This is a genomic window from Colwellia sp. BRX10-3, from assembly GCF_014077505.1.
GTDB lineage: Bacteria > Pseudomonadota > Gammaproteobacteria > Enterobacterales > Alteromonadaceae > Cognaticolwellia.
In genome coordinates this window covers 207,232-225,136 of the sequence record NZ_JACGWA010000006.1, presented here as the reverse complement: position 1 = coordinate 225,136, position 17,905 = coordinate 207,232, and the positions used below count along the sequence as shown (strand labels likewise).

Annotated in this window: 19 protein-coding genes; 10 read left to right on the top strand and 9 right to left on the bottom strand. The window is 36.0% G+C overall.

Translation table 11 applies throughout. The features are described 5' to 3' along the window. Positions 1-612 precede the first annotated feature (612 nt). Positions 613-1,443, top strand: coding sequence for a uroporphyrinogen-III C-methyltransferase (gene cobA, locus H4J38_RS11380; RefSeq protein WP_259365496.1), 831 nt, complete (start codon positions 613-615; stop codon positions 1,441-1,443). A gap of 204 nt (positions 1,444-1,647) precedes the next feature. Here cobA and bcp read toward each other — a convergent pair whose 3' ends face one another. Both bcp and H4J38_RS11370 read right to left on the bottom strand, forming a co-directional pair. Further along, on the bottom strand, positions 1,648-2,118 hold the full coding sequence (gene bcp, locus H4J38_RS11375) for a thioredoxin-dependent thiol peroxidase (RefSeq protein WP_182131895.1): 471 nt from the start codon (positions 2,116-2,118) through the stop codon (positions 1,648-1,650). A gap of 9 nt (positions 2,119-2,127) precedes the next feature. Next, positions 2,128-2,655 (bottom strand): glycine cleavage system protein R, encoded by a 528-nt coding sequence (locus H4J38_RS11370; protein ID WP_182131894.1) that lies wholly within the window; start codon positions 2,653-2,655, stop codon positions 2,128-2,130. A gap of 764 nt (positions 2,656-3,419) precedes the next feature. Here H4J38_RS11370 and H4J38_RS11365 point away from each other — a divergent pair. The 5 genes from H4J38_RS11365 to bamC all read left to right on the top strand — a co-directional run bounded on the left by H4J38_RS11365 (position 3,420) and on the right by bamC (position 7,244). Further along, on the top strand, positions 3,420-3,815 hold the full coding sequence (locus tag H4J38_RS11365; protein ID WP_182131893.1) for a DUF3465 domain-containing protein: 396 nt from the start codon (positions 3,420-3,422) through the stop codon (positions 3,813-3,815). Between the two features lie 147 nt (positions 3,816-3,962). Next, a complete protein-coding gene (locus H4J38_RS11360) occupies positions 3,963-4,202 on the top strand; it encodes a CDGSH iron-sulfur domain-containing protein (RefSeq protein WP_182131892.1) in 240 nt (79 codons plus the stop codon). Positions 4,203-4,367: 165 nt separating this feature from the next. Further along, positions 4,368-4,913, top strand: coding sequence for a DUF7010 family protein (locus H4J38_RS11355; protein ID WP_182131891.1), 546 nt, complete (start codon positions 4,368-4,370; stop codon positions 4,911-4,913). A gap of 302 nt (positions 4,914-5,215) precedes the next feature. After that, the gene (locus H4J38_RS11350) at positions 5,216-5,641 is read left to right on the top strand and encodes a DUF4177 domain-containing protein (RefSeq protein ID WP_182131890.1); all 426 of its coding nucleotides are present in this window, start codon (positions 5,216-5,218) and stop codon (positions 5,639-5,641) included. Positions 5,642-6,158: 517 nt separating this feature from the next. Then, entirely contained in the window at positions 6,159-7,244 is a 1,086-nt protein-coding gene (gene bamC, locus H4J38_RS11345) for an outer membrane protein assembly factor BamC (RefSeq protein WP_182131889.1), read from the top strand. A gap of 48 nt (positions 7,245-7,292) precedes the next feature. On the opposite strand, the gene H4J38_RS11340 is transcribed toward bamC, so the two are convergent. The 5 genes from H4J38_RS11340 to H4J38_RS11320 all read right to left on the bottom strand — a co-directional run bounded on the left by H4J38_RS11340 (position 7,293) and on the right by H4J38_RS11320 (position 10,181). Further along, on the bottom strand, positions 7,293-7,523 hold the full coding sequence (locus tag H4J38_RS11340; protein ID WP_182131888.1) for a hypothetical protein: 231 nt from the start codon (positions 7,521-7,523) through the stop codon (positions 7,293-7,295). A 76-nt stretch (positions 7,524-7,599) separates the two neighbouring features. Next, complete coding sequence (locus H4J38_RS11335; protein WP_182131887.1) at positions 7,600-8,277, bottom strand: M15 family metallopeptidase; 678 nt, start codon at positions 8,275-8,277, stop codon at positions 7,600-7,602. A 1-nt stretch (position 8,278) separates the two neighbouring features. Beyond that, positions 8,279-9,427 carry a succinyl-diaminopimelate desuccinylase gene (gene dapE / locus H4J38_RS11330; RefSeq protein ID WP_182131886.1) on the bottom strand — a complete coding sequence of 383 codons (1,149 nt, stop codon included), beginning with the start codon at positions 9,425-9,427 and terminating at the stop codon, positions 8,279-8,281. Between the two features lie 15 nt (positions 9,428-9,442). Next, positions 9,443-9,787, bottom strand: coding sequence for an ArsC family reductase (locus H4J38_RS11325; protein WP_182131885.1), 345 nt, complete (start codon positions 9,785-9,787; stop codon positions 9,443-9,445). 13 nt (positions 9,788-9,800) lie between these two features. Beyond that, on the bottom strand, positions 9,801-10,181 hold the full coding sequence (locus H4J38_RS11320) for an ACT domain-containing protein (protein ID WP_182131884.1): 381 nt from the start codon (positions 10,179-10,181) through the stop codon (positions 9,801-9,803). A 794-nt stretch (positions 10,182-10,975) separates the two neighbouring features. On the opposite strand from H4J38_RS11320, the gene yfbV reads away from it, so the two are divergent. Continuing rightward, positions 10,976-11,407 carry a terminus macrodomain insulation protein YfbV gene (gene yfbV / locus H4J38_RS11315; RefSeq protein ID WP_182131883.1) on the top strand — a complete coding sequence of 144 codons (432 nt, stop codon included), beginning with the start codon at positions 10,976-10,978 and terminating at the stop codon, positions 11,405-11,407. A 274-nt stretch (positions 11,408-11,681) separates the two neighbouring features. Here yfbV and rlmA read toward each other — a convergent pair whose 3' ends face one another. Together rlmA and xthA are read right to left on the bottom strand one after the other, a co-directional pair. Beyond that, positions 11,682-12,506 carry a 23S rRNA (guanine(745)-N(1))-methyltransferase gene (rlmA, locus tag H4J38_RS11310; RefSeq protein WP_182131882.1) on the bottom strand — a complete coding sequence of 275 codons (825 nt, stop codon included), beginning with the start codon at positions 12,504-12,506 and terminating at the stop codon, positions 11,682-11,684. 70 nt (positions 12,507-12,576) lie between these two features. Next, complete coding sequence (xthA, locus tag H4J38_RS11305) at positions 12,577-13,386, bottom strand: exodeoxyribonuclease III (RefSeq protein ID WP_182131881.1); 810 nt, start codon at positions 13,384-13,386, stop codon at positions 12,577-12,579. A 632-nt stretch (positions 13,387-14,018) separates the two neighbouring features. On the opposite strand from xthA, the gene H4J38_RS11300 reads away from it, so the two are divergent. The 3 genes from H4J38_RS11300 (at position 14,019) to H4J38_RS11290 (ending at position 17,854) form a co-directional block, all read left to right on the top strand. Continuing rightward, positions 14,019-15,647 carry a TldD/PmbA family protein gene (locus H4J38_RS11300; protein ID WP_182131880.1) on the top strand — a complete coding sequence of 543 codons (1,629 nt, stop codon included), beginning with the start codon at positions 14,019-14,021 and terminating at the stop codon, positions 15,645-15,647. Positions 15,648-15,698: 51 nt separating this feature from the next. After that, a complete protein-coding gene (locus H4J38_RS11295; protein ID WP_182131879.1) occupies positions 15,699-17,066 on the top strand; it encodes a TldD/PmbA family protein in 1,368 nt (455 codons plus the stop codon). An 86-nt stretch (positions 17,067-17,152) separates the two neighbouring features. After that, positions 17,153-17,854, top strand: a complete 702-nt coding sequence (locus H4J38_RS11290; RefSeq protein ID WP_182131878.1) for a DUF4159 domain-containing protein — start codon at positions 17,153-17,155, stop codon at positions 17,852-17,854. Positions 17,855-17,905 lie beyond the last annotated feature (51 nt).

Below are 17,905 nucleotides of genomic sequence, written 5' to 3'. Positions count from 1 at the left end.
AACTTGCTCTATGACTGCTAATTTAAAGCCCAACGTATAATCACGTTGTGAACGTTTGGTGCCTTTAGTAATTGAATTTTTCATTTTAAAGTCCTAAATGTGTAAACACATTTCAGGACGGGACATATTGTTAAATTAAAGCCCAGTATTCTGGGCTTTAATTTTTTGGTTATAGCTTGTGGTGTTGATTGCTTTGCTAAGCTTTTAATTATCAATATTGGCTTTACCCATTTTAAAGGCTTTATCCATTTCAAAATTTAACCTTTCTATGAATACTTCGTTCTAAACTATAAGCCCATTACTTTGCACTTTACTCTCACTCATTTTGCCAAAGCCTACCGATTAATGCGCTGCTCTATTAATTTGTCGAATACATAGGTAGGTTGAGATTATTTAATTCATTAAGTAAGTTTGTATCGAGAGTGAAGTTATATTTTTTATTTAATGGTGTGACTAGTGAATGAATAAAATTTCTTAGGTTAATTAGCTCTAAGATATTGATTTTTAATTTTATAAGCTTAGCTGTTTTTATTCTATAATAGAATAAGTGTTTTGTGAAACAATGTGTCGGTCGAGAGTTTTTCTAATGAAAATCAATAGAGTATGAATGTTTTGAATAACATAAATAGAAAATCTATTTTACAGCCTGGTGAAGTAGCACTTGTAGGCTCAGGCCCAGGTGATGCAGAATTATTAACTATTAGGGCGTTACGCTTTATTGAACAGGCTGATGTAGCCATTTATGATCGCTTAGTTAGCGATGAGGTAATGGCGCTTTTACCCGCAGATTGTGAACGTTTTTATGTTGGTAAAGAACAAGCCAAACATTGTGTTCCTCAGGATAAAATCAATGAATTATTGATGCAGTATGCACAGCAAGGACGAAGAGTATTGCGACTAAAAGGTGGCGACCCATTTATATTTGGTCGTGGCGGTGAAGAAGCACAATTTTTATTAAAAAATGGCGTTAGTTGTCATCTTTGTCCCGGTATTACGGCAGCATCGGGTTGTACAACTTATGCTGGTATTCCTTTAACTCACCGAGGTGTTGCACAAGGCTGTACCTTTATTACTGGCCATATGCAAAATGATGGACAGCTTAATTTACCATGGCAAAGTTTAAGTTGTAGCAGTCAAACGGTCGTGTTTTATATGGGCATTAATACCTTACCTACTATCACTGAGCAGTTAATAGTGCACGGTCGTGACGCCAATACGCCCGCCGCACTTATTCGCAAAGGTACTCAACCCGAACAGCAAATTTTTCGCGGCACTTTATCTTCGCTTGCCGATTTAGTAGCAAAACATAAAATAACACCACCGACCTTAATTGTTATTGGCGAGGTTGTTAACCAGATAACGGATACCGCTTTAGCAAAACCTGGCTTTTTAGATGCGAAGGATTATCACCAGCCAATGCAGCTATCAACAGAAATGGGTTAATATATTTTCAATTTCCAAGCTTAACCAATCACCAGTTAAGCTGAATAACCGATGCATAACTGCTATTTTACTGATTTATAACCACTCTTTCACATCTATGTGAGTGCGGCATATTTTCATGCTGTACATAAAAAAGGCTTAACAAATTAATTGTTAAGCCTTTTTTGCTATTTATTCACGTTTTATGAACTAGGATTGATGAAATTAAAGCTTGTTCAATATATCCAGAACTACTTCGTGATGATCTTTAGTTTTAAACTTGTTAAACACATGGCTAATTTTACCATCAAGACCAATTAAAAAGCTCAAACGGTGAATCCCATCATATTCGCGGCCCATAAATTTCTTTAGGCCCCAAACACCAAAGGCATCAGCAACACTATGATCAAGGTCTGATAGTAGACTGAAGTTCAGTTCATCACGTAGGCAAAATTTGGCCAATTTTTTTGGTTCATCGGGGCTAATGCCAAACACTTGCGAATTCATTGCATCTAAAGCGACTTTACTATCGCGAAGACCTTGGGCTTGCACAGTGCAGCCTGGGGTCATTGCTTTTGGATAGAAATAAACTAATACTTGTTTTTTACCGATAAAATCTGCGAGTTTGATTTCTTGGTCATTTTCATCTTTTAAGGTGAAAAGCGGCGCGTTATCGCCTACAACTAATGTGTTCATTGCATTCCTCTATAATAAGTTTGATTGAATCTTTTTTATGCAACCTTGTACATCAAATTGTTCACACAATTGTAAGAAGTCGCTTTCAAGTTTTTCGATACTGGTTTCTTCCATCAGTGCGATTAGAATTGAAGCACTCATGTGATTACTCTTCTGATTAATTTCAGACTTTAATGACGATATATCTATATTACGTGTGGCAAAAAATGCGGTAACGGCTTTTAAAACACCGGGTTGATCTATACCGGCATAATCAACTTGGTAATGATGAACAAAATCTTGATCGCGATACCCTGAAGTTCTTTTCATCATAGTGATAAGTTCAAGTTTATGCGCCACAGCCGGCAGTTTACTTTCTAATTGATGTATAGCTTTATTCGTACCGGTAAGGAGCATGATTAAAGTAAATTCTAAGCCAAATATTGCCATTCTGCTGTCTAAAATATTACAGCCACACTCGCTGGCTAGTTTGGTTAAATCACTAACACTACCTGTGCGATCTGGCCCCATGGCCGTTAAAACTAAATATTCGCTCATCAATAAACCTAGCTGAGATATTAAAAAACGCTATTGTAACGTAAGTAAGGGGACTAAAGCTAACGTGTTGCTAAACATTGATTTTAACCTTGGTTAAAGACTAAATCCTTAGGCAAAGGTGTAAGCTAAGAATGGGGTTATATTATGTATTAATTTTATAAGTTGAATTAGCTTTTGCGTTTCATCTGTTACGCCAATTCATATTCAGTCAACCAGGTTGAGGTTAGCAAATACTTTGAATTCATAATGGAATTCAGAGTTTTCTTTAAAAATTTCGTTATGTATTTTCAATAACATAAACTTTCAAATTATATTGATTTTTTCTTTATAATTTACTGAAATTATGGAATATTTAAGCTATTAAATTTGTGGAATAGCTGTTACTAGGTATTTTAATTATATGCCGAGTATTTGAAAGGAATCTATGAAATATGAGAAACCTACTATTATGGGGATGGCAGAGTTTTTACCATCAGCAAAATGTCCTCGTTGCAATTTGATGATGTATTTAGGGCCAACGTGTCCTCATTGTGAATGTTTTTTGAGTCATTTAGAACAAGAAAGGCAAAAGAAATTTTGGATCAATGTCAGAAATAAAGCTTATAGGCGAGGTTTTGTCTTTTTCATCGTCGCAATTTTATTTTTCTATTATCTATTTAGTCTTTAGCAGAAATAAATACAATTTTGCTTGGTTTTACTGGGTCACAGCCTAGCAAACTATTTGAATAGTAGCGTTATGTTATAAATCTAAGGAAGGATTAGTTATGCGAAAAATATTGATCTTCATTTTATTTAGTCTCTCATTATTACAGTGGTCAAGTTCTTCTGAAGCTACATCTCTGGATGAAGCATATAAGAATAAAGAAAGTAACGTTCAAGTTAAAAGCAGTGGAAAAGTTATTCATATATTAAAAGATGATAACCAAGGTTCACGTCATCAAAAATTTATTCTTAAACTAAAGTCAGGTAATACCATTTTAATCGCTCATAATATTGATCTAGCGCCAAGAATTAATTCACTATTAATTGGTGATACTGTGCAATTTTATGGTGAATATGAATGGAGTAACAAGGGTGGTGTAGTTCATTGGACTCACCGAGATCCAAATAATTATCACGTGCATGGTTGGTTAAAGCATAAAGGCAATATGTATCAATAGATTTTGCTATATTTTAAAAAGAATAAAGCGAGAACAAATAAACAATAAAAATAGTTACTTGGTCCATGGTGAATTATTGCTAAACTGAATTGATACGTTAGCTTAATAATTTTTTAATAAAAGAGAATAAACTACGGAGAATATATTATGAGTCAACCAGTACGCGCTTCAAAAACCCCCTATGCAGTTGAGGTAGAAGCAGATAAAAGTTATTTTTGGTGTGCATGTGGACAAAGTGATAACCAACCGTTTTGTGATGGTTCTCATAAAGGTTCAGAATTTACACCAGTGAAATTTACGGCAAAAGAGTCTGCTAAAATTTATTTTTGTGGCTGTAAAGCTACAAAAAATCAGCCAATGTGTGACGGCAGCCATAAGAACACCTAACCAACATTAACTATAGCCAATAATAACTGTCGGTAATGTTTTACTTAGGCTTCTTAATAATTTTTAGTCGTTATTATCAGTTATTATCACTGACACTTATAGTCAGTGAAATACACTGTTTTTTAATGTGTACTGGATTATGACGCGCTAAATTAAGGAAGATTAATGACGTTTGAAGATGCACAAAAAGATATGAATTTTTCATATTTTGGTGGTGGGACTGGTGTTTTAGTTTCTGGTTTAGTTTGGTGTATTGCAGGTTTAGTCGCGATGCAGTTTTCATCCCAATCGAGCATGCTGGCGCTATTTTTTGGAGGGATGTTTATTCACCCATTGGCTATATTACTGTCAAAAATACTTAAACGTACTGGCAAGCATGATCCTAACAACCCCCTTGGTAAACTTGCTTTAGAAAGCACCATTATTTTATTTGTTGGCTTATTTTTAGCTTTTTATGTAGCAAAACTGCAAATAGACTGGTTTTTTCCAATAATGTTGATGACCATTGGCGTTCGTTACTTAGTTTTTAACACCTTATATGGTATTAAAACGTATTGGCTTTTAGGCGCCTTGCTGATGTTTTCTGGCATGTTATGTATATTGTTAGCGGCTAATTTTATTATTGGTGCATTTATTGGCGGATTAACAGAGGTTTTATTTTCCCTAGTTATCCTCAATCAAAGCAAAGTTTTGAATTTAAAAACAGCATAGCAGTCACCAATATTAGTTGTATATTTCGCGAGACCATAAGTTTATTTAGCTGCCATAGGGCAGATAGTGCCATTCATTTTTCAAACTGTTTGACTAATGTTTACATGTCTTCTCTTCAATCAATATTCCTTTGAGTTTAGATTTCCTCAACAATAAAATAGCGTTTAATCGCTTTTTCACTTGCTGTCGTATTAATGTCGTATAACTGTCGTGTGATTTGCGTAATATCGCCGTAATAGTTTCGTAAACTAATTGCAGAACATGGTGTTTAATTGACGCTGCCCTAAGTGATTTATAAATATATGAAAATTAATGCAGAGTTAATCCTCGAATTAAGAAATAAAAAATTATGGTCTCAAGATGAGTTAGCAATCGCATCTGGACTTAACCTGAGAACGATACAACGAATAGAGAATGAGGCATCAGCGTCATTGCAATCTAGAAAGTCTTTAGCCTCAGCATTAGATATAGATACCTTAGATCTTGAATACAAGGAATCGAAGAAAATGAAACAATACGAATATAAAACCTTAGAAATTAAAAACAAAGAAGGTTTTCTAACGGGTATTAAAAAGCAAAAGTTACCCGATTTGGCCGAAATATTTAACCAAGAAGGAAAAAGCGGCTGGTTGCTTGTGCAAATTTTAACCCCTGAATTAGCCCAAGGTGTTTGGGCAGGTAAAACAGGAGACATGATTGCCATAATGCAAAGAGAAGTTGTGGAATAATGCTTTAATAATTTTTATGAAGTGAACATTTTATTTAGCCGTTTATTGGCATATATAGTTGTAAAAATATTATCGAGTATATAATTTTATGATTGTGACTCGATGTGGTTATTATCGCTAGAGTAAACGAAGCCAGAGTGAGGTGAGAAGAACAGCACTTGCTCTGTTTATCTTTTGAGGCCAGCAGTGCGATAAATTAACCATTAACATGTGTAATTATTTCGTTATTTTTTATGATAAATATGCGTCAATATCTTGTGTTTGTATTTTCAGGCAAGTACCATGGTGCGCTGCTCAATTTACCGCTATTTCCATTAATTTGGCGGCTATTAAATAAATGAGATGATTTTGGGGAACTTAGCCCGGATTCAGTAATCAAAACGACGTTATTGATGTATTGCTTGAACTTTACGACAGGCACTGTTCGTGTTGTCGTAATGCTTAAAAATGATATTTATAAATACAACAAGCAAAATTAAATTTAGAAAGATTCAGATTTGTATCCTCGGGAGTGTTAATGAATCGCAAGATATTTTATTTTTCATTATTAAGTGTCGCTGTTGCTAGCTGCGGTACTATAAATAATAAGCAAGCGGTAGGCGATTTTGAATACGCGCAACAAAAAGAAACATCAGCGTTAAAAATACCTGCAGGTTTAGCTAGACCTAAACAAGTTGATAGCTATTTTGTTACTAACGAAATAAACCATAAAGGCCCTGTGGGTGGTGATGTTGATGTACGTGCGCCATCGCTTGTTTTACCAATAGCGGCGTCAACGCGAACAGAAAACACCTCTGCTGCATCAAAAGTTTGGTTTGACCAAGTACTTGATGATAATGATCTTAAAGGCTTTGTTTTACAGGCATTAGAAGGCCAGTTAGCAACAGATAATGTTGAATTAAAGCAAATAGATGAAGCTGGTTTAGTTTATGAATCAGACTGGTATCACAAAGAAATTGAAGCAGGCACCTGGCCTTTCAAATCAATAGCAATCTCTGAAAGCATTCGGTATCGCTACACATTTGAAAGTAAATCTCATGGCCGAAGTGTTGCGTTAGTTGTCGAGCTACTCGAATACCTTAAAACTGACCAAGCTGGCGGCAGTAAACGTATCGATATTATTGATAAACAACGCGCTGAAATGAACATGCTAAATGAAGTTATAGCTCAAGTTGATTTTCAATATCGTTTAAAACAGCAAGAAAACCGCTTATTACGTGCTAATCAAACCTTTGTTAGTTTGGGTGAGAACGTTTCTGGTGAAGCTGCTTATATTGTTGAAATTGATGTAGATTTATTATGGTCTAACTTACCGTTATTCTTTGAAGATCATGGCTTTAGCATTACAGATCTTAATGAATCAACTAAAATTTATTATGTTGATTATGTGAAGCCAGAATCTAGTTTTTGGAATAGCATTTGGGGTGAGAGCCTACCAGTTGTTGAGCTACCTAATGGTAAGTATCAATTTCAGGTAGAGAAAATGGACGCGAAGTCTACTGTTACACTCTATGATGATGAAGGCACTGGGTTACCTGAGGCAACATTAGAGAAAATATTTAATGTAATGGAAGCTGGCTTGTCATTTAAAGATGTTTTTTAATCTTTAAATCATAACAATAGTTTTAGTTTACAAAATTAAAAAACTCCGTTAATCGGAGTTTTTTGTTTTTTGATCCACATCAGTTACCTTAGAAACTGTTGGCATTTTATGCGGTGACTTTTGTGTTCTAGGAATAGTTTCTTTTAAGTCGTTTAAGCCTTTTTTACGTAAAGGTGTTTTGGCACTTTTTTGAAAAGTACTTAAATTACCAATTAAAATCACTAATGCAATAATAACAATGGTTGGGGCAACCCAGTCTTCATTTAATATGCTGGTCATAATTTAACGCTCCACATAAATCTGTAAATCCAATTTTAACTTCAATTTCAACCTTACGTTTATCAACTAACAGGCGTTAAGCTTCAGCTATATTGATAATATAACGTTGATAAAGCTCAGGTAATATCTGTAGAAGCAAGGCTTTACCCTGAATATCAGTGTTCAATAATGTTTCAGCCAAAAGCGCTTCAGTATATGCCTGTTGGTAGTGTTGAGATAATGGCAGGTATGAAAGATGCCAAGGCTCTTGAGCAACACCACCGCGAAATTTATCGTAAGGGAAAAAGAAACCAAACGTTTTCGCATGTTCAGCCAGCCAAACTGTTAACGGATAGAAGTGCCCTGAAGCTTGGTATTCCCATGGTTCTAAGGCTAAAGGTTGTTCTGCCGGTAATAAATTTTTAGCATAAACATCAATGTCGCAGCCCCAATGATGGCGACTGGCTCCTGGCAGCGCAGAGAATAACATAATGGCATGTATCTTTTCACGCTCACTGAGATTCTCAGTTGATAATATTTGATTAGAGGTATCTTTGATGGCACTAATACCCGAAAACTTATTTTGCCAAATCGATAACTGGCGTTCGAAACTACGAAAGCCACTGGCTATTGTTAGTTCAATACCTGCGCTTTGTGCGGCGAGTTGTAGTTGATTGAATGACGACAACATTTCATGATGAATACCAATGTTATTAGATAGCCAATGAATATGGCTTTCAGTTTTTCCAGTTAACATTAGCTCAAGTTTTGTCATTTTATGCATTTTTAGTTAACGCATTAACTAAGGTTTGATAGTAGACATCAGTTAATAGAATTAAGTCTTGTACAGCAACACATTCATTTACTTGATGAATAGTGGCATTACAAGGGCCAAGCTCAACAACCTGTGCGCCAGTAGGAGCAATAAATCGTCCGTCTGATGTGCCACCACTAGTGGAAAGTTCTGGGGTAATATTGCAGCAAGTTTCAATTGCTTGCACGACAGAATCAACCAGGGTACTAGGTTCGGTAATAAAGGGTTGGCCGTTAAATACCCAGTTAATGTCAAAGTCTAATTGATGTTGAGTTAATAATGCTTCAACTTTATCAACGATCATTTCTGCCGTTAACTCAGTGCTATAACGTAAATTAAATAACGCAGTTAAATGTCCTGGAACCACATTGGTAGCACCAGTACCTGATTGAATGTTTGATACTTGAAAACTCGTTGGCGGAAAATATTCATTGCCATTATCCCAATGCATTTCGCTTAACTCGGCTAGAGCCGGCATAGCTTTATGAATGGGGTTAATGACGTGATCAGGATATGCCACATGGCCTTGCTTACCATGAATGTTTAATTCACCAGATATTGAGCCACGACGACCGTTTTTAACAACATCGCCCAGCGTACTTGTACTAGAAGGCTCGCCAACAATGCAGTAATCAATTTTTTCATTACGTGCTTCAAGCGTATCAATAACGCGTGTAGTGCCATTGATAAAAGGTCCTTCTTCATCACTGGTGATCAAAAATGCGATAGAACCTTGATGTTTAGGGTAGTCAGCTACAAAACGTTCTGTTGCTATTATCATTGCCGCTAAGCTGCCTTTCATATCAGCAGCGCCTCGGCCATAAAGCATACCGTCAGCAATAACAGGATCAAAAGGCGGGGTTTTCCAGCTCTCTAAATTACCCGCAGGCACAACATCGGTATGGCCAGCAAAACAAAATACCGGTCCTGAATTTCCTCTTCGAGACCATAAGTTGGTGGTATCTTCAAACACCATGCTTTCATTATTAAAGCCTAACTTGGCTAAACGATCCGACATTAATTGCTGACAGCCGAAATCTTCAGGGGTAACAGAAGGGCGCTCAATCAAAGCTTGGGCTAATGAAATGGTGCTATTACTATGTTTATTCATATGGATACTGTGCACCTAAAGCAAAGTTTCTTGATACTGACTATCTTTGAAGCCAACCAGAAACACTTGGTTATGCTTAAGTAGTGGCCGTTTTATTAACGTGGGTTGCGCTAAAATAATTTCAACCATCACTTCATCAGTAAGATTGTTTTTAATGTCGTCAGTTAAATTACGAAAGGTCGTGCTGCGTTTATTTAACAACGAGGGTAAATCTGCAGATATTATAAATTCCTGCAACAATACAGGGCTCAGGCCGTCGCTTCGAAAGTCATGGAATTGATATGGGATGTTTTCTTGCTCTAACCATTTTTTGGCTTTTTTTACGCTATCGCAGTTTTTAATGCCATAAAGTATTGTCATTATATTTCCTGAATTATATCACTTGATAGTTATGTTTTATGAGTGCAGCTTTTGCGGCTTCAAATTTTTCTGACTTTACTAAAACGTAATCAGTATCAAAGGTTGAGATAGCAAAAATACTGATTTTTTCATTTGCCAAGACCGTTGATATATTTGACATTATGCCGGTTAAGGTAAAGTCGAGTGGCCCAACGACTTCAAATGCTTGCCAACCATTTTCAGCTTCTTCACTGTCAATTTCAATATGTTCCGGAAGCACAATTGATATTTCATCATAGGTTTTTGCTAGAAAGAATATCGGTGCATTAAATACCACATCAGGGATTGAACTCTCACGTCGTAAACTGTGAATAGCAAATGTTTCAGATAAGCGGCGCAGGGTAAAGTTACTCATAAATCAACTTCATTTGTTTAGGTACTGATAGCCTTACTATAACGCTTAATAGTAAGGATCTCTAGCTGTTATACGATTGAAAATTTGAATGAATAAGTTAAATGGTGTTACTGATCAAACTAGTTAAGCTGTAGTTATTCTGCACTAAATAGATTTTTGCTATCAAGTCTGTGTATTTCTAGGTCTATGCGAGTATATAAAGCGAATTAATTGTACTAAATAAAATATTGACCACTAAATGATATCCACATTTGCTGTGGATATCATTGTGTGCAACTGTTGTTTAAGTCTATAACTTATTGTTTTATAGTTATTAAAAGTGGTGGTTAAAAAATATCAGTTAAAAAATATATACAAAATTTTATAGATAAGTTAAGAAAAAGTCAGACTAATGTGTAACCCCGCTAAAGATCACTTTATTTATATAGCAGATCTTTCTAATTTGCTGTTTTATCGCTGGAAGACTAACAGTGTGTTTGAATTGCAACCAATGTCATCATGTGGTTTATATCCTAAGTTAAAGATCTTTAGAAAGGGTGAACTAATAGGATTTTACTCATTGTAGGTATGATGAAAATGTTATCAAAATAAGCCGAGGATTGATTTAACGTGGATAATTTATTAATGATGTTTACGTGATTTTTATAGCCGTGAATAGTTGTATAATAAGTAATTGAAATATTGATGTTATACAATAAAATATCGACAATTAGGGTCCTCTAGGTACATTTGTTGCGCTAACGGGTAACAGTTTGTGCTATCTTTTAATAAACTCCTGATGTAGTGTGTTGCTTATGAAGTTATCTGTATTAGAAATTATCTTGCTCGGCCGAAAATATATGAATTTATGGCCCTCGCGCGCTGAACTCGGTGAATATTTTGCTGAGTATCAAACCGTAAAAATTAGTCGTTTGGTTTGTAAAGTTATGCCTGGCTTAGCACTGTTTTGTTTAATTATGCAGTTGTATTTTGGCTCTATGGCTGTTTTACCACAAGCACTTTTATATACTTTATGTATATTGAGTTTTCCATTACAAGCATTGATTTTTATGGGGATTAAAGCCGATAAGTTTTTGCCTCCGGCGTTAGCTAATTGGTATAAAGAAAGTGTTTCACGCGTTAATCAAAGTGGTGGCGATATCAAGCTGTCAACTCAGCGTCCACGCTATCTAGACCTAGCTCAGTTATTGAATTTAACATTTAAAAATCGCTTTAAAACCTCTTGATTCGACTAAATTAATAGTCGAAGTCATACCAATATCATTCATTATCTAAACATTTCTGCGGATTTCAACAGCCAACGACTGTGTTATTTATTATTAATTATCACTGCATGGATACAATTTGTAAGACATCGCAGGAGTTTATTGTCCTGAACAACAAGTTATTACAATGAATGTCATGTATTCGACTGTTTCTGGGCGTATAAACTAGTTCAAGTTATTAATGAAATTGGTATTAGTACATCAATGCGACACAGTAAAACTGCATCGCATTTTTTTAGCTCGATTTTTGGTATAACCTGATCAAAAAATCAGCCTGACAAATAAAGTCATCATGATTTAACAAGGTTTTTTTGACCTCATCACTTGCTTTAAAAGCAAAGGGTGTCATAGAGAGTAGATTTAAGGTGTCTTGACCCGTTTTTAAGTGCATTTGATAAGAGATGTTTTCTTGGTGTACTAATGTTAAACATTCAACAGGTGTTTTTTCTTCATCATGCTCTTTAGCATCATCATAAATATGTTGTTTTAGTTGCATTAAATGCTGTTTAGCAGGTGTAACAGTTAACAAAAATCCACCTTCGTTTAATACCCGAGTGAACTCCTGTTCTAGAATAGGTGCATACACAGATACAATCCAAGAGAATAAACTATCGGCAAAAGGTAATTTTGATAATGTTGCCACGCTGAAGTGGCATTGTTGATACTTTTTCCCCGCCTTTTTGATGGCTTCTTTAGCAATATCAACACCATAAACTGTATTTTCAGCGTTTTTATGTTGATGAGTATAAAAACCTTCGCCACAACCTGCATCTAGTAAAATTGAAGGTTTACTGGCATCTGTAACCGCTTTCTCTTGATATAATGCGACTAACCTATCAACCAAGGGTTGGTAATAACCTTGTTCTAAAAACGCACGTCTAGCGTTGACCATTGCCTTGTTATCACCAGGATTTTTTGAATGTTTAAATTGTACGGGCAGTAAATTTAAGTAATTTTCTTTAGCTCGATCAAAACTATGATTATTTACACAACGAAATACCTTCTCGTGTTTTAGCAGTGGTAAATTACATAATGGGCAAGCGTAATGGTTAGCAGTCATAATTATCAATAATATCTATCTAAACAGAAAAGGGCATAAGCCCTTTTATAGTAATAAGTTTGAAAAGCTTTTATTTGCTAAACGTAGACCAAATGGGCGCATGATCAGAAGGTTTTTCAATGCCTCTTAGTTCATAGTCAATATCTGACTCGATACAACGACTGGCAAGTTGTTTAGTTGCCAGTACAACATCAATGCGTAAACCTCGGTTATCATCAAAGCCACGCGAGCGATAATCAAACCATGAGTATCTTTCTTCACGGGTTGGGTGTAATGCTCTAAAGGTATCGGTAAATCCCCAATTCATGAGCGTGGCTAACCATTCTCTTTCTTCTGGTTGGAAGCTACATTTACCGGTTTTTAACCAACGTTTTTTATTTGGCTCACCAATACCTATGTCTAAATCAGCAGGTGAAATATTAATATCACCCATAACGACAACATTTTCATCTGGCGTATGGTTGTCACTTAAGTATTGCATTAAATCTTTATAAAACTGACGCTTGTAAGGATATTTGGTTTCATGGGCAATATTTTCACCTTGTGGAAAGTAACCGTTTAATACCGTAACTTTGTCTCCATTCTCATCAGTGGTTTGTACCATAATCATACGCTTTTGAGCTTCGTCATTATCGGTTGGAAATCCTTTAGTAACCACATCTGCGGCTTTTTTACAAAGCATAGCAACGCCGTAGTGGGCCTTTTGACCATGAAAATAAACGTGATAGCCCATCGCTTCAACATCAGCCAGCGGGAACACTTCATCATGCACTTTAATTTCTTGAAGGCCAATAATATCAGGTTGATGCTTATCTATAATTGCCTGTAGTTGGTGCAATCGTGCACGTAGGCCATTTATATTAAAAGAGATGATTTTCATATTGAAGCTCGATAATTATTTTGCGCTTATGCTAACAGAACTTAACCATTAGCAGTAGTCATATTGTGATGAAATTCAGTGATAAGCGCTAGGTATTATGGACAGTTAGCTTTTAAAATCATCCATGAATAAATAGTGTACTGTGCGTGTTCAATATCATTTTTCATCAATAGTTATACATAAAATGAGAGTCATAATTTGTTGAGTGTTACGGCGAAAATCAGCCTATTTATTGTTTATTTTAATCCATACTAAGGTTGGAAATAGTTTATGTAGCATGATTATGTAACTCGATATAAATATGCGTACCTAGATTAAATGTAATTTACTATATGTATTTAGTTTTTCTTTCATTCAATGCCAATTAATTAAAAAGGCAGATTATATAAACTTTTAGAATCGAAATACTTTGTTACGTAATTGTTAACAAATATCTTAGTATATTTTTTAACCCCTGTTATAGACTACCGCATTACGCTATATTTAATTGATGATGTTTATCCGCTTGAAGCTTTTACCAATCTATTTATAAATTATTACTTATGAGTAATATTTGAGGCTTTGTTGTAGCTAATTTTCAATATATAAAATATAACAAGAAGTTAAAATAAAAATAAACAGAGGGAATGGAAATGCAAAGACGTGATTTTATTAAGCTTACCGGCGTTGGTGCTGGTGGGTTAATGTTGCCGATGTCTGGCTTCGCGGTATCAGCAGAGCAATTATTAGATAAGCCAATGGATGTTGCTTATAAGAAAAAGTTGGCAGATATAGCGTTAAACGCAGCAAAAGCAAAGGGTGCGTCGTATGCTGATGCGCGCATCGGTCGTTATCTCAATCAGTTTGTTACGACACAAGAGACACGGGTTGATAACATTGTTAATACTGAGTCTGCGGGTATTGGTATTCGTGTTATCGCTAATGGTACTTGGGGCTTCGCTTCTACTTCAAACATGACCCCTGATAGTATTGCTAAAACCGCTGAAAAAGCCGTAGCTGTTGCGATGGCGAACTCTAAATTTCAAACGGTTCCAGTGCAACTTGCTCCAGTGAAAGGGGTGGGTGAAGTCAGCTGGAATACGCCGATTAAAAAAAATGCCCTTGAAATCCCCATTAAAGATAAAGTGGATTTGCTGTTGTCAGTAAATGATGCTGCCATGTCTAATGGCGCCAACTATATAACCTCGGTTTTATTTTTAGTGAATGAACAAAAATATTTTGCCTCTACTGATGGTTCATATATTGATCAAGACGTGCATCGTTTATGGGCACCATTTTTTGCTACAGCGGTTGGTAAAGAAGGCTTTAAACAACGTACTGGCTTAGGAAACCCTGTTGGTATGGGCTTTGAGTACTTAGACGGGAAAGAAGAAGATAAAGTACGTATTTTAGGCGCTAATGTCGGTTATAAAAACTCTTATGACATGCTCGAAGATGCAACAGCGGCCGGTAAACAACTGCAAGCCAAGTTAAAAGCAAAATCAGTTGAGCCAGGTAAATATGACTTAGTATTAGACCCTGCACATTTAATGTTAACTATTCATGAGTCAGTAGGTCATCCGCTAGAGCTTGACCGAGTGTTGGGTTATGAAGCTAATTTCGCGGGCACAAGTTTTGCCACTTTAGATAAATGGAAAAGCGGCAAATTTAACTATGGCTCTGATATTGTTAATTTATTTGCTGATAAGACCCAACCTTATTCATTAGGTAACGTCGGTTATGATGATGAAGGTGTTAAAACCAAAGAATGGGATTTAGTTAAAAACGGTACACTGGTTAACTATCAAGCCATTCGTGACCAAGTACATATGATCGACCAAAAAGAATCACATGGTTGTTGTTACTCGCAAAGTTGGCGTGACGTGCAGTTTCAACGTATGCCAAATGTTTCCTTAAAGCCAAATGATAAAGATTTGTCAGCTGATGATGTTATTAAAGATGTTGAAAATGGCATATATATAGCGGGTCGAGGTTCATTTTCAATTGACCAACAGCGTTATAACTTTCAATTTGGTGGTCAATTATTTTTTGAAATCAAAGACGGTAAAATTACTGAGCAAATTGAAGATGTGGCTTATCAATCAAACACCCAAGAGTTTTGGAATAGCTGTACACAAATGGCGGGCAAGTCTGATTATCGCATAGGCGGTTCATTTTTTGATGGTAAAGGTCAACCTTCTCAAGTTAGTGCGGTTTCGCACGGTTGTCCAACAACACGTTTTAATAATATTAACGTGATCAATACCGCTCGCAAAGTTTAATTTAACTCATATTTGACGATAAGAATAAAGCATAAAAGGAAGCAAAGCGTCATGACAATTTTAACAGAACAACACGCGAAAAAGTTATTACAAAAAGTACTTTCATTTTCTACAGCTGACGAATGTGAATGTAATTTAGATGGCCTTGAAGGTGGTAATATTCGTACCGCCCGCAATACAGTTTCTACATCAGGTGAACAAAGTGATTTAACCTTAGCGGTACAGTCAACATTTGGTAAGAAAACCGGTGTTGCTACCATTAACGAATTTGACGATGCTTCACTGATGAAAGTCGTTAAGCGCTCAGAAGAATTGGCAAAATTAGCACCTAAAAATCCAGAAAATATGCCAGTGTTTGGCAAACAAAAGTATCTTAAACCTATCAGTGCTTTTGATTCAACCTCAAATGTCACACCTGATGATAGAGCACAAGCGGCAGAAAATAGCATAAAACCCTCAAAAGCCAATAAATTGGTCTCGTCAGGATTTTTACAAGATGCGACGACATTTGTTGCGATTATGAATAACAAAGGACTGTTTGCTTATAATAAAGCAACGAATGTTGATTTCACTGTCACTATTCGTACAGAAGATGGTAAAGGCTCTGGCTGGGTCACTCGAGATTATAGTGACTTTAACCGTTTAAATACCAAAAAAGCCTCGCAAGTTGCTATTGAAAAATCAATAGCATCAGCTGAAGCTAAAGAATTAGAACCAGGAAAATATACGGTTATTTTAGAGCCTGCAGCCAGCGTTCAATTGCTGAGCAATATGTTTAGCAGTATGAATCAACGCTCAGCTGATGAAGGCCGTAGCTTCTTAAGTAAAAAACAAGAAGAAGGTAAAGAAGGTGGACCAACTAATCGCTTAGGTGAAAAGCTTTTTGATGAACGCGTACATATTTATTCTGATCCAATGAACGCTGAGGCACCAACAGCGCCATTTGCCGGTAACGGACACAGTGTTGCAAAAACTGACTGGATAAAAGATGGCAAAATTGTCAATATGCCAAACTCTCCGTATTGGGCCGGTAAAACCGGTGTTAATTATATGCCTACCGCTTACGCAGGCTCGGGCTTATTTGGAGGCCCATCACAAATTATAATGGCTGGCGGCAATGACAGCATTGAAGATATGATCAAAGATACCCGACGTGGAATTCTCGTGACACGTTTGTGGTACATTCGCGCATTAGACCCTCAAACATTGTTATATACAGGACTAACACGTGACGGCACTTTTTATATTGAAAATGGTAAGATTAAATATCCAATTAAAAACTTCCGTTTTAATGAAAGCCCCATAGTTATGCTTAATAATATTGAAGCTTTGGGTAAGCCGCAGCGTATTAATGGCAGCATGATACCACCGATGAAAATCCGTGATTTCACCTTTAGCAGTTTGTCAGACGCTGTTTAGTTAATAAATAGGATTGAAATAAGCACTTAATTAAGGGTAAACGAGTTATATTTGTTTACCCTTAATTGTTTATTTATTATGTTTTTATGAATCGACGTGATTTTATTCGTACCCTATCGTTATTTTCAGTGGGCACCTTCGCCTTACCGTTTTTACGATTGAATGCACAAGAGCAAATTGACTTCTTTTTTACTCGCTTGAGTTATGAGTCAGGTGATTGGGAAGTTGACGAAAGAATGCCCGCTAATGTACTGAACTCATTAATCGAATACACAAGTTTACGGGTTGATATTAAAGAGCGTATTGTGCCGTTATCTGATCCTCAAATGCTTGCTGCACCATTTTGTTATCTCGCTGGCCATCGTTTAGTACAATTTAATGCCGAAGAAAAACAAAATTTTCAACGTTATGTTGAAAATGGTGGTTTTGTTTTTGTTGATGATTGTAACCATGACATTGATGGTATGTTTGCCCGTAGTTTTGAACGGCAAATGCGCGATATATTTGGTGAGCAAGCGTTAAATAAAATCCCTAATGATCACCCAATATATTCTTCGTTTTTTAAGTTTGAAGGCCCGCCAAGAACCTCAATTGAACTCAATGGCTGGGGTGACGATTTGGTACATAACTATTTAAAAGCAATAGAAATTGATGGCCGTATCGCTGTGTTATACAGTAATAAAGACTTAGGCTGTGAATGGGACTATGACTTTCGTAACAAACGTTGGTTAAGAGTCGATAACACGAGGTTTGCTGTCAATATTGTCATGTATGCTATTAATAGCTAGCTGATACGAGCATTAATACTAGACAGTAATAACAATATTTATAAAATGGAA

Bases quoted from the DNA above. Each gene is read 5' to 3' on its own strand.
- bcp (WP_182131895.1), bottom strand. From the start codon at position 2,118: ATGAACACATTAGTTGTAGGCGATAACGCGCCGCTTTTCACCTTAAAA.
- H4J38_RS11370 (WP_182131894.1), bottom strand. From the start codon at position 2,655: ATGAGCGAATATTTAGTTTTAACGGCCATGGGGCCAGATCGCACAGGT.
- H4J38_RS11365 (WP_182131893.1), top strand. From the start codon at position 3,420: ATGCGAAAAATATTGATCTTCATTTTATTTAGTCTCTCATTATTACAG.
- H4J38_RS11360 (WP_182131892.1), top strand. From the start codon at position 3,963: ATGAGTCAACCAGTACGCGCTTCAAAAACCCCCTATGCAGTTGAGGTA.
- H4J38_RS11355 (WP_182131891.1), top strand. From the start codon at position 4,368: ATGACGTTTGAAGATGCACAAAAAGATATGAATTTTTCATATTTTGGT.
- H4J38_RS11350 (WP_182131890.1), top strand. From the start codon at position 5,216: ATGAAAATTAATGCAGAGTTAATCCTCGAATTAAGAAATAAAAAATTA.
- bamC (WP_182131889.1), top strand. From the start codon at position 6,159: ATGAATCGCAAGATATTTTATTTTTCATTATTAAGTGTCGCTGTTGCT.
- H4J38_RS11340 (WP_182131888.1), bottom strand. From the start codon at position 7,523: ATGACCAGCATATTAAATGAAGACTGGGTTGCCCCAACCATTGTTATT.
- H4J38_RS11335 (WP_182131887.1), bottom strand. From the start codon at position 8,277: ATGACAAAACTTGAGCTAATGTTAACTGGAAAAACTGAAAGCCATATT.
- dapE (WP_182131886.1), bottom strand. From the start codon at position 9,427: ATGAATAAACATAGTAATAGCACCATTTCATTAGCCCAAGCTTTGATT.
- H4J38_RS11325 (WP_182131885.1), bottom strand. From the start codon at position 9,787: ATGACAATACTTTATGGCATTAAAAACTGCGATAGCGTAAAAAAAGCC.
- H4J38_RS11320 (WP_182131884.1), bottom strand. From the start codon at position 10,181: ATGAGTAACTTTACCCTGCGCCGCTTATCTGAAACATTTGCTATTCAC.
- yfbV (WP_182131883.1), top strand. From the start codon at position 10,976: ATGAAGTTATCTGTATTAGAAATTATCTTGCTCGGCCGAAAATATATG.
- rlmA (WP_182131882.1), bottom strand. From the start codon at position 12,506: ATGACTGCTAACCATTACGCTTGCCCATTATGTAATTTACCACTGCTA.
- xthA (WP_182131881.1), bottom strand. From the start codon at position 13,386: ATGAAAATCATCTCTTTTAATATAAATGGCCTACGTGCACGATTGCAC.
- H4J38_RS11300 (WP_182131880.1), top strand. From the start codon at position 14,019: ATGCAAAGACGTGATTTTATTAAGCTTACCGGCGTTGGTGCTGGTGGG.
- H4J38_RS11295 (WP_182131879.1), top strand. From the start codon at position 15,699: ATGACAATTTTAACAGAACAACACGCGAAAAAGTTATTACAAAAAGTA.
- H4J38_RS11290 (WP_182131878.1), top strand. From the start codon at position 17,153: ATGAATCGACGTGATTTTATTCGTACCCTATCGTTATTTTCAGTGGGC.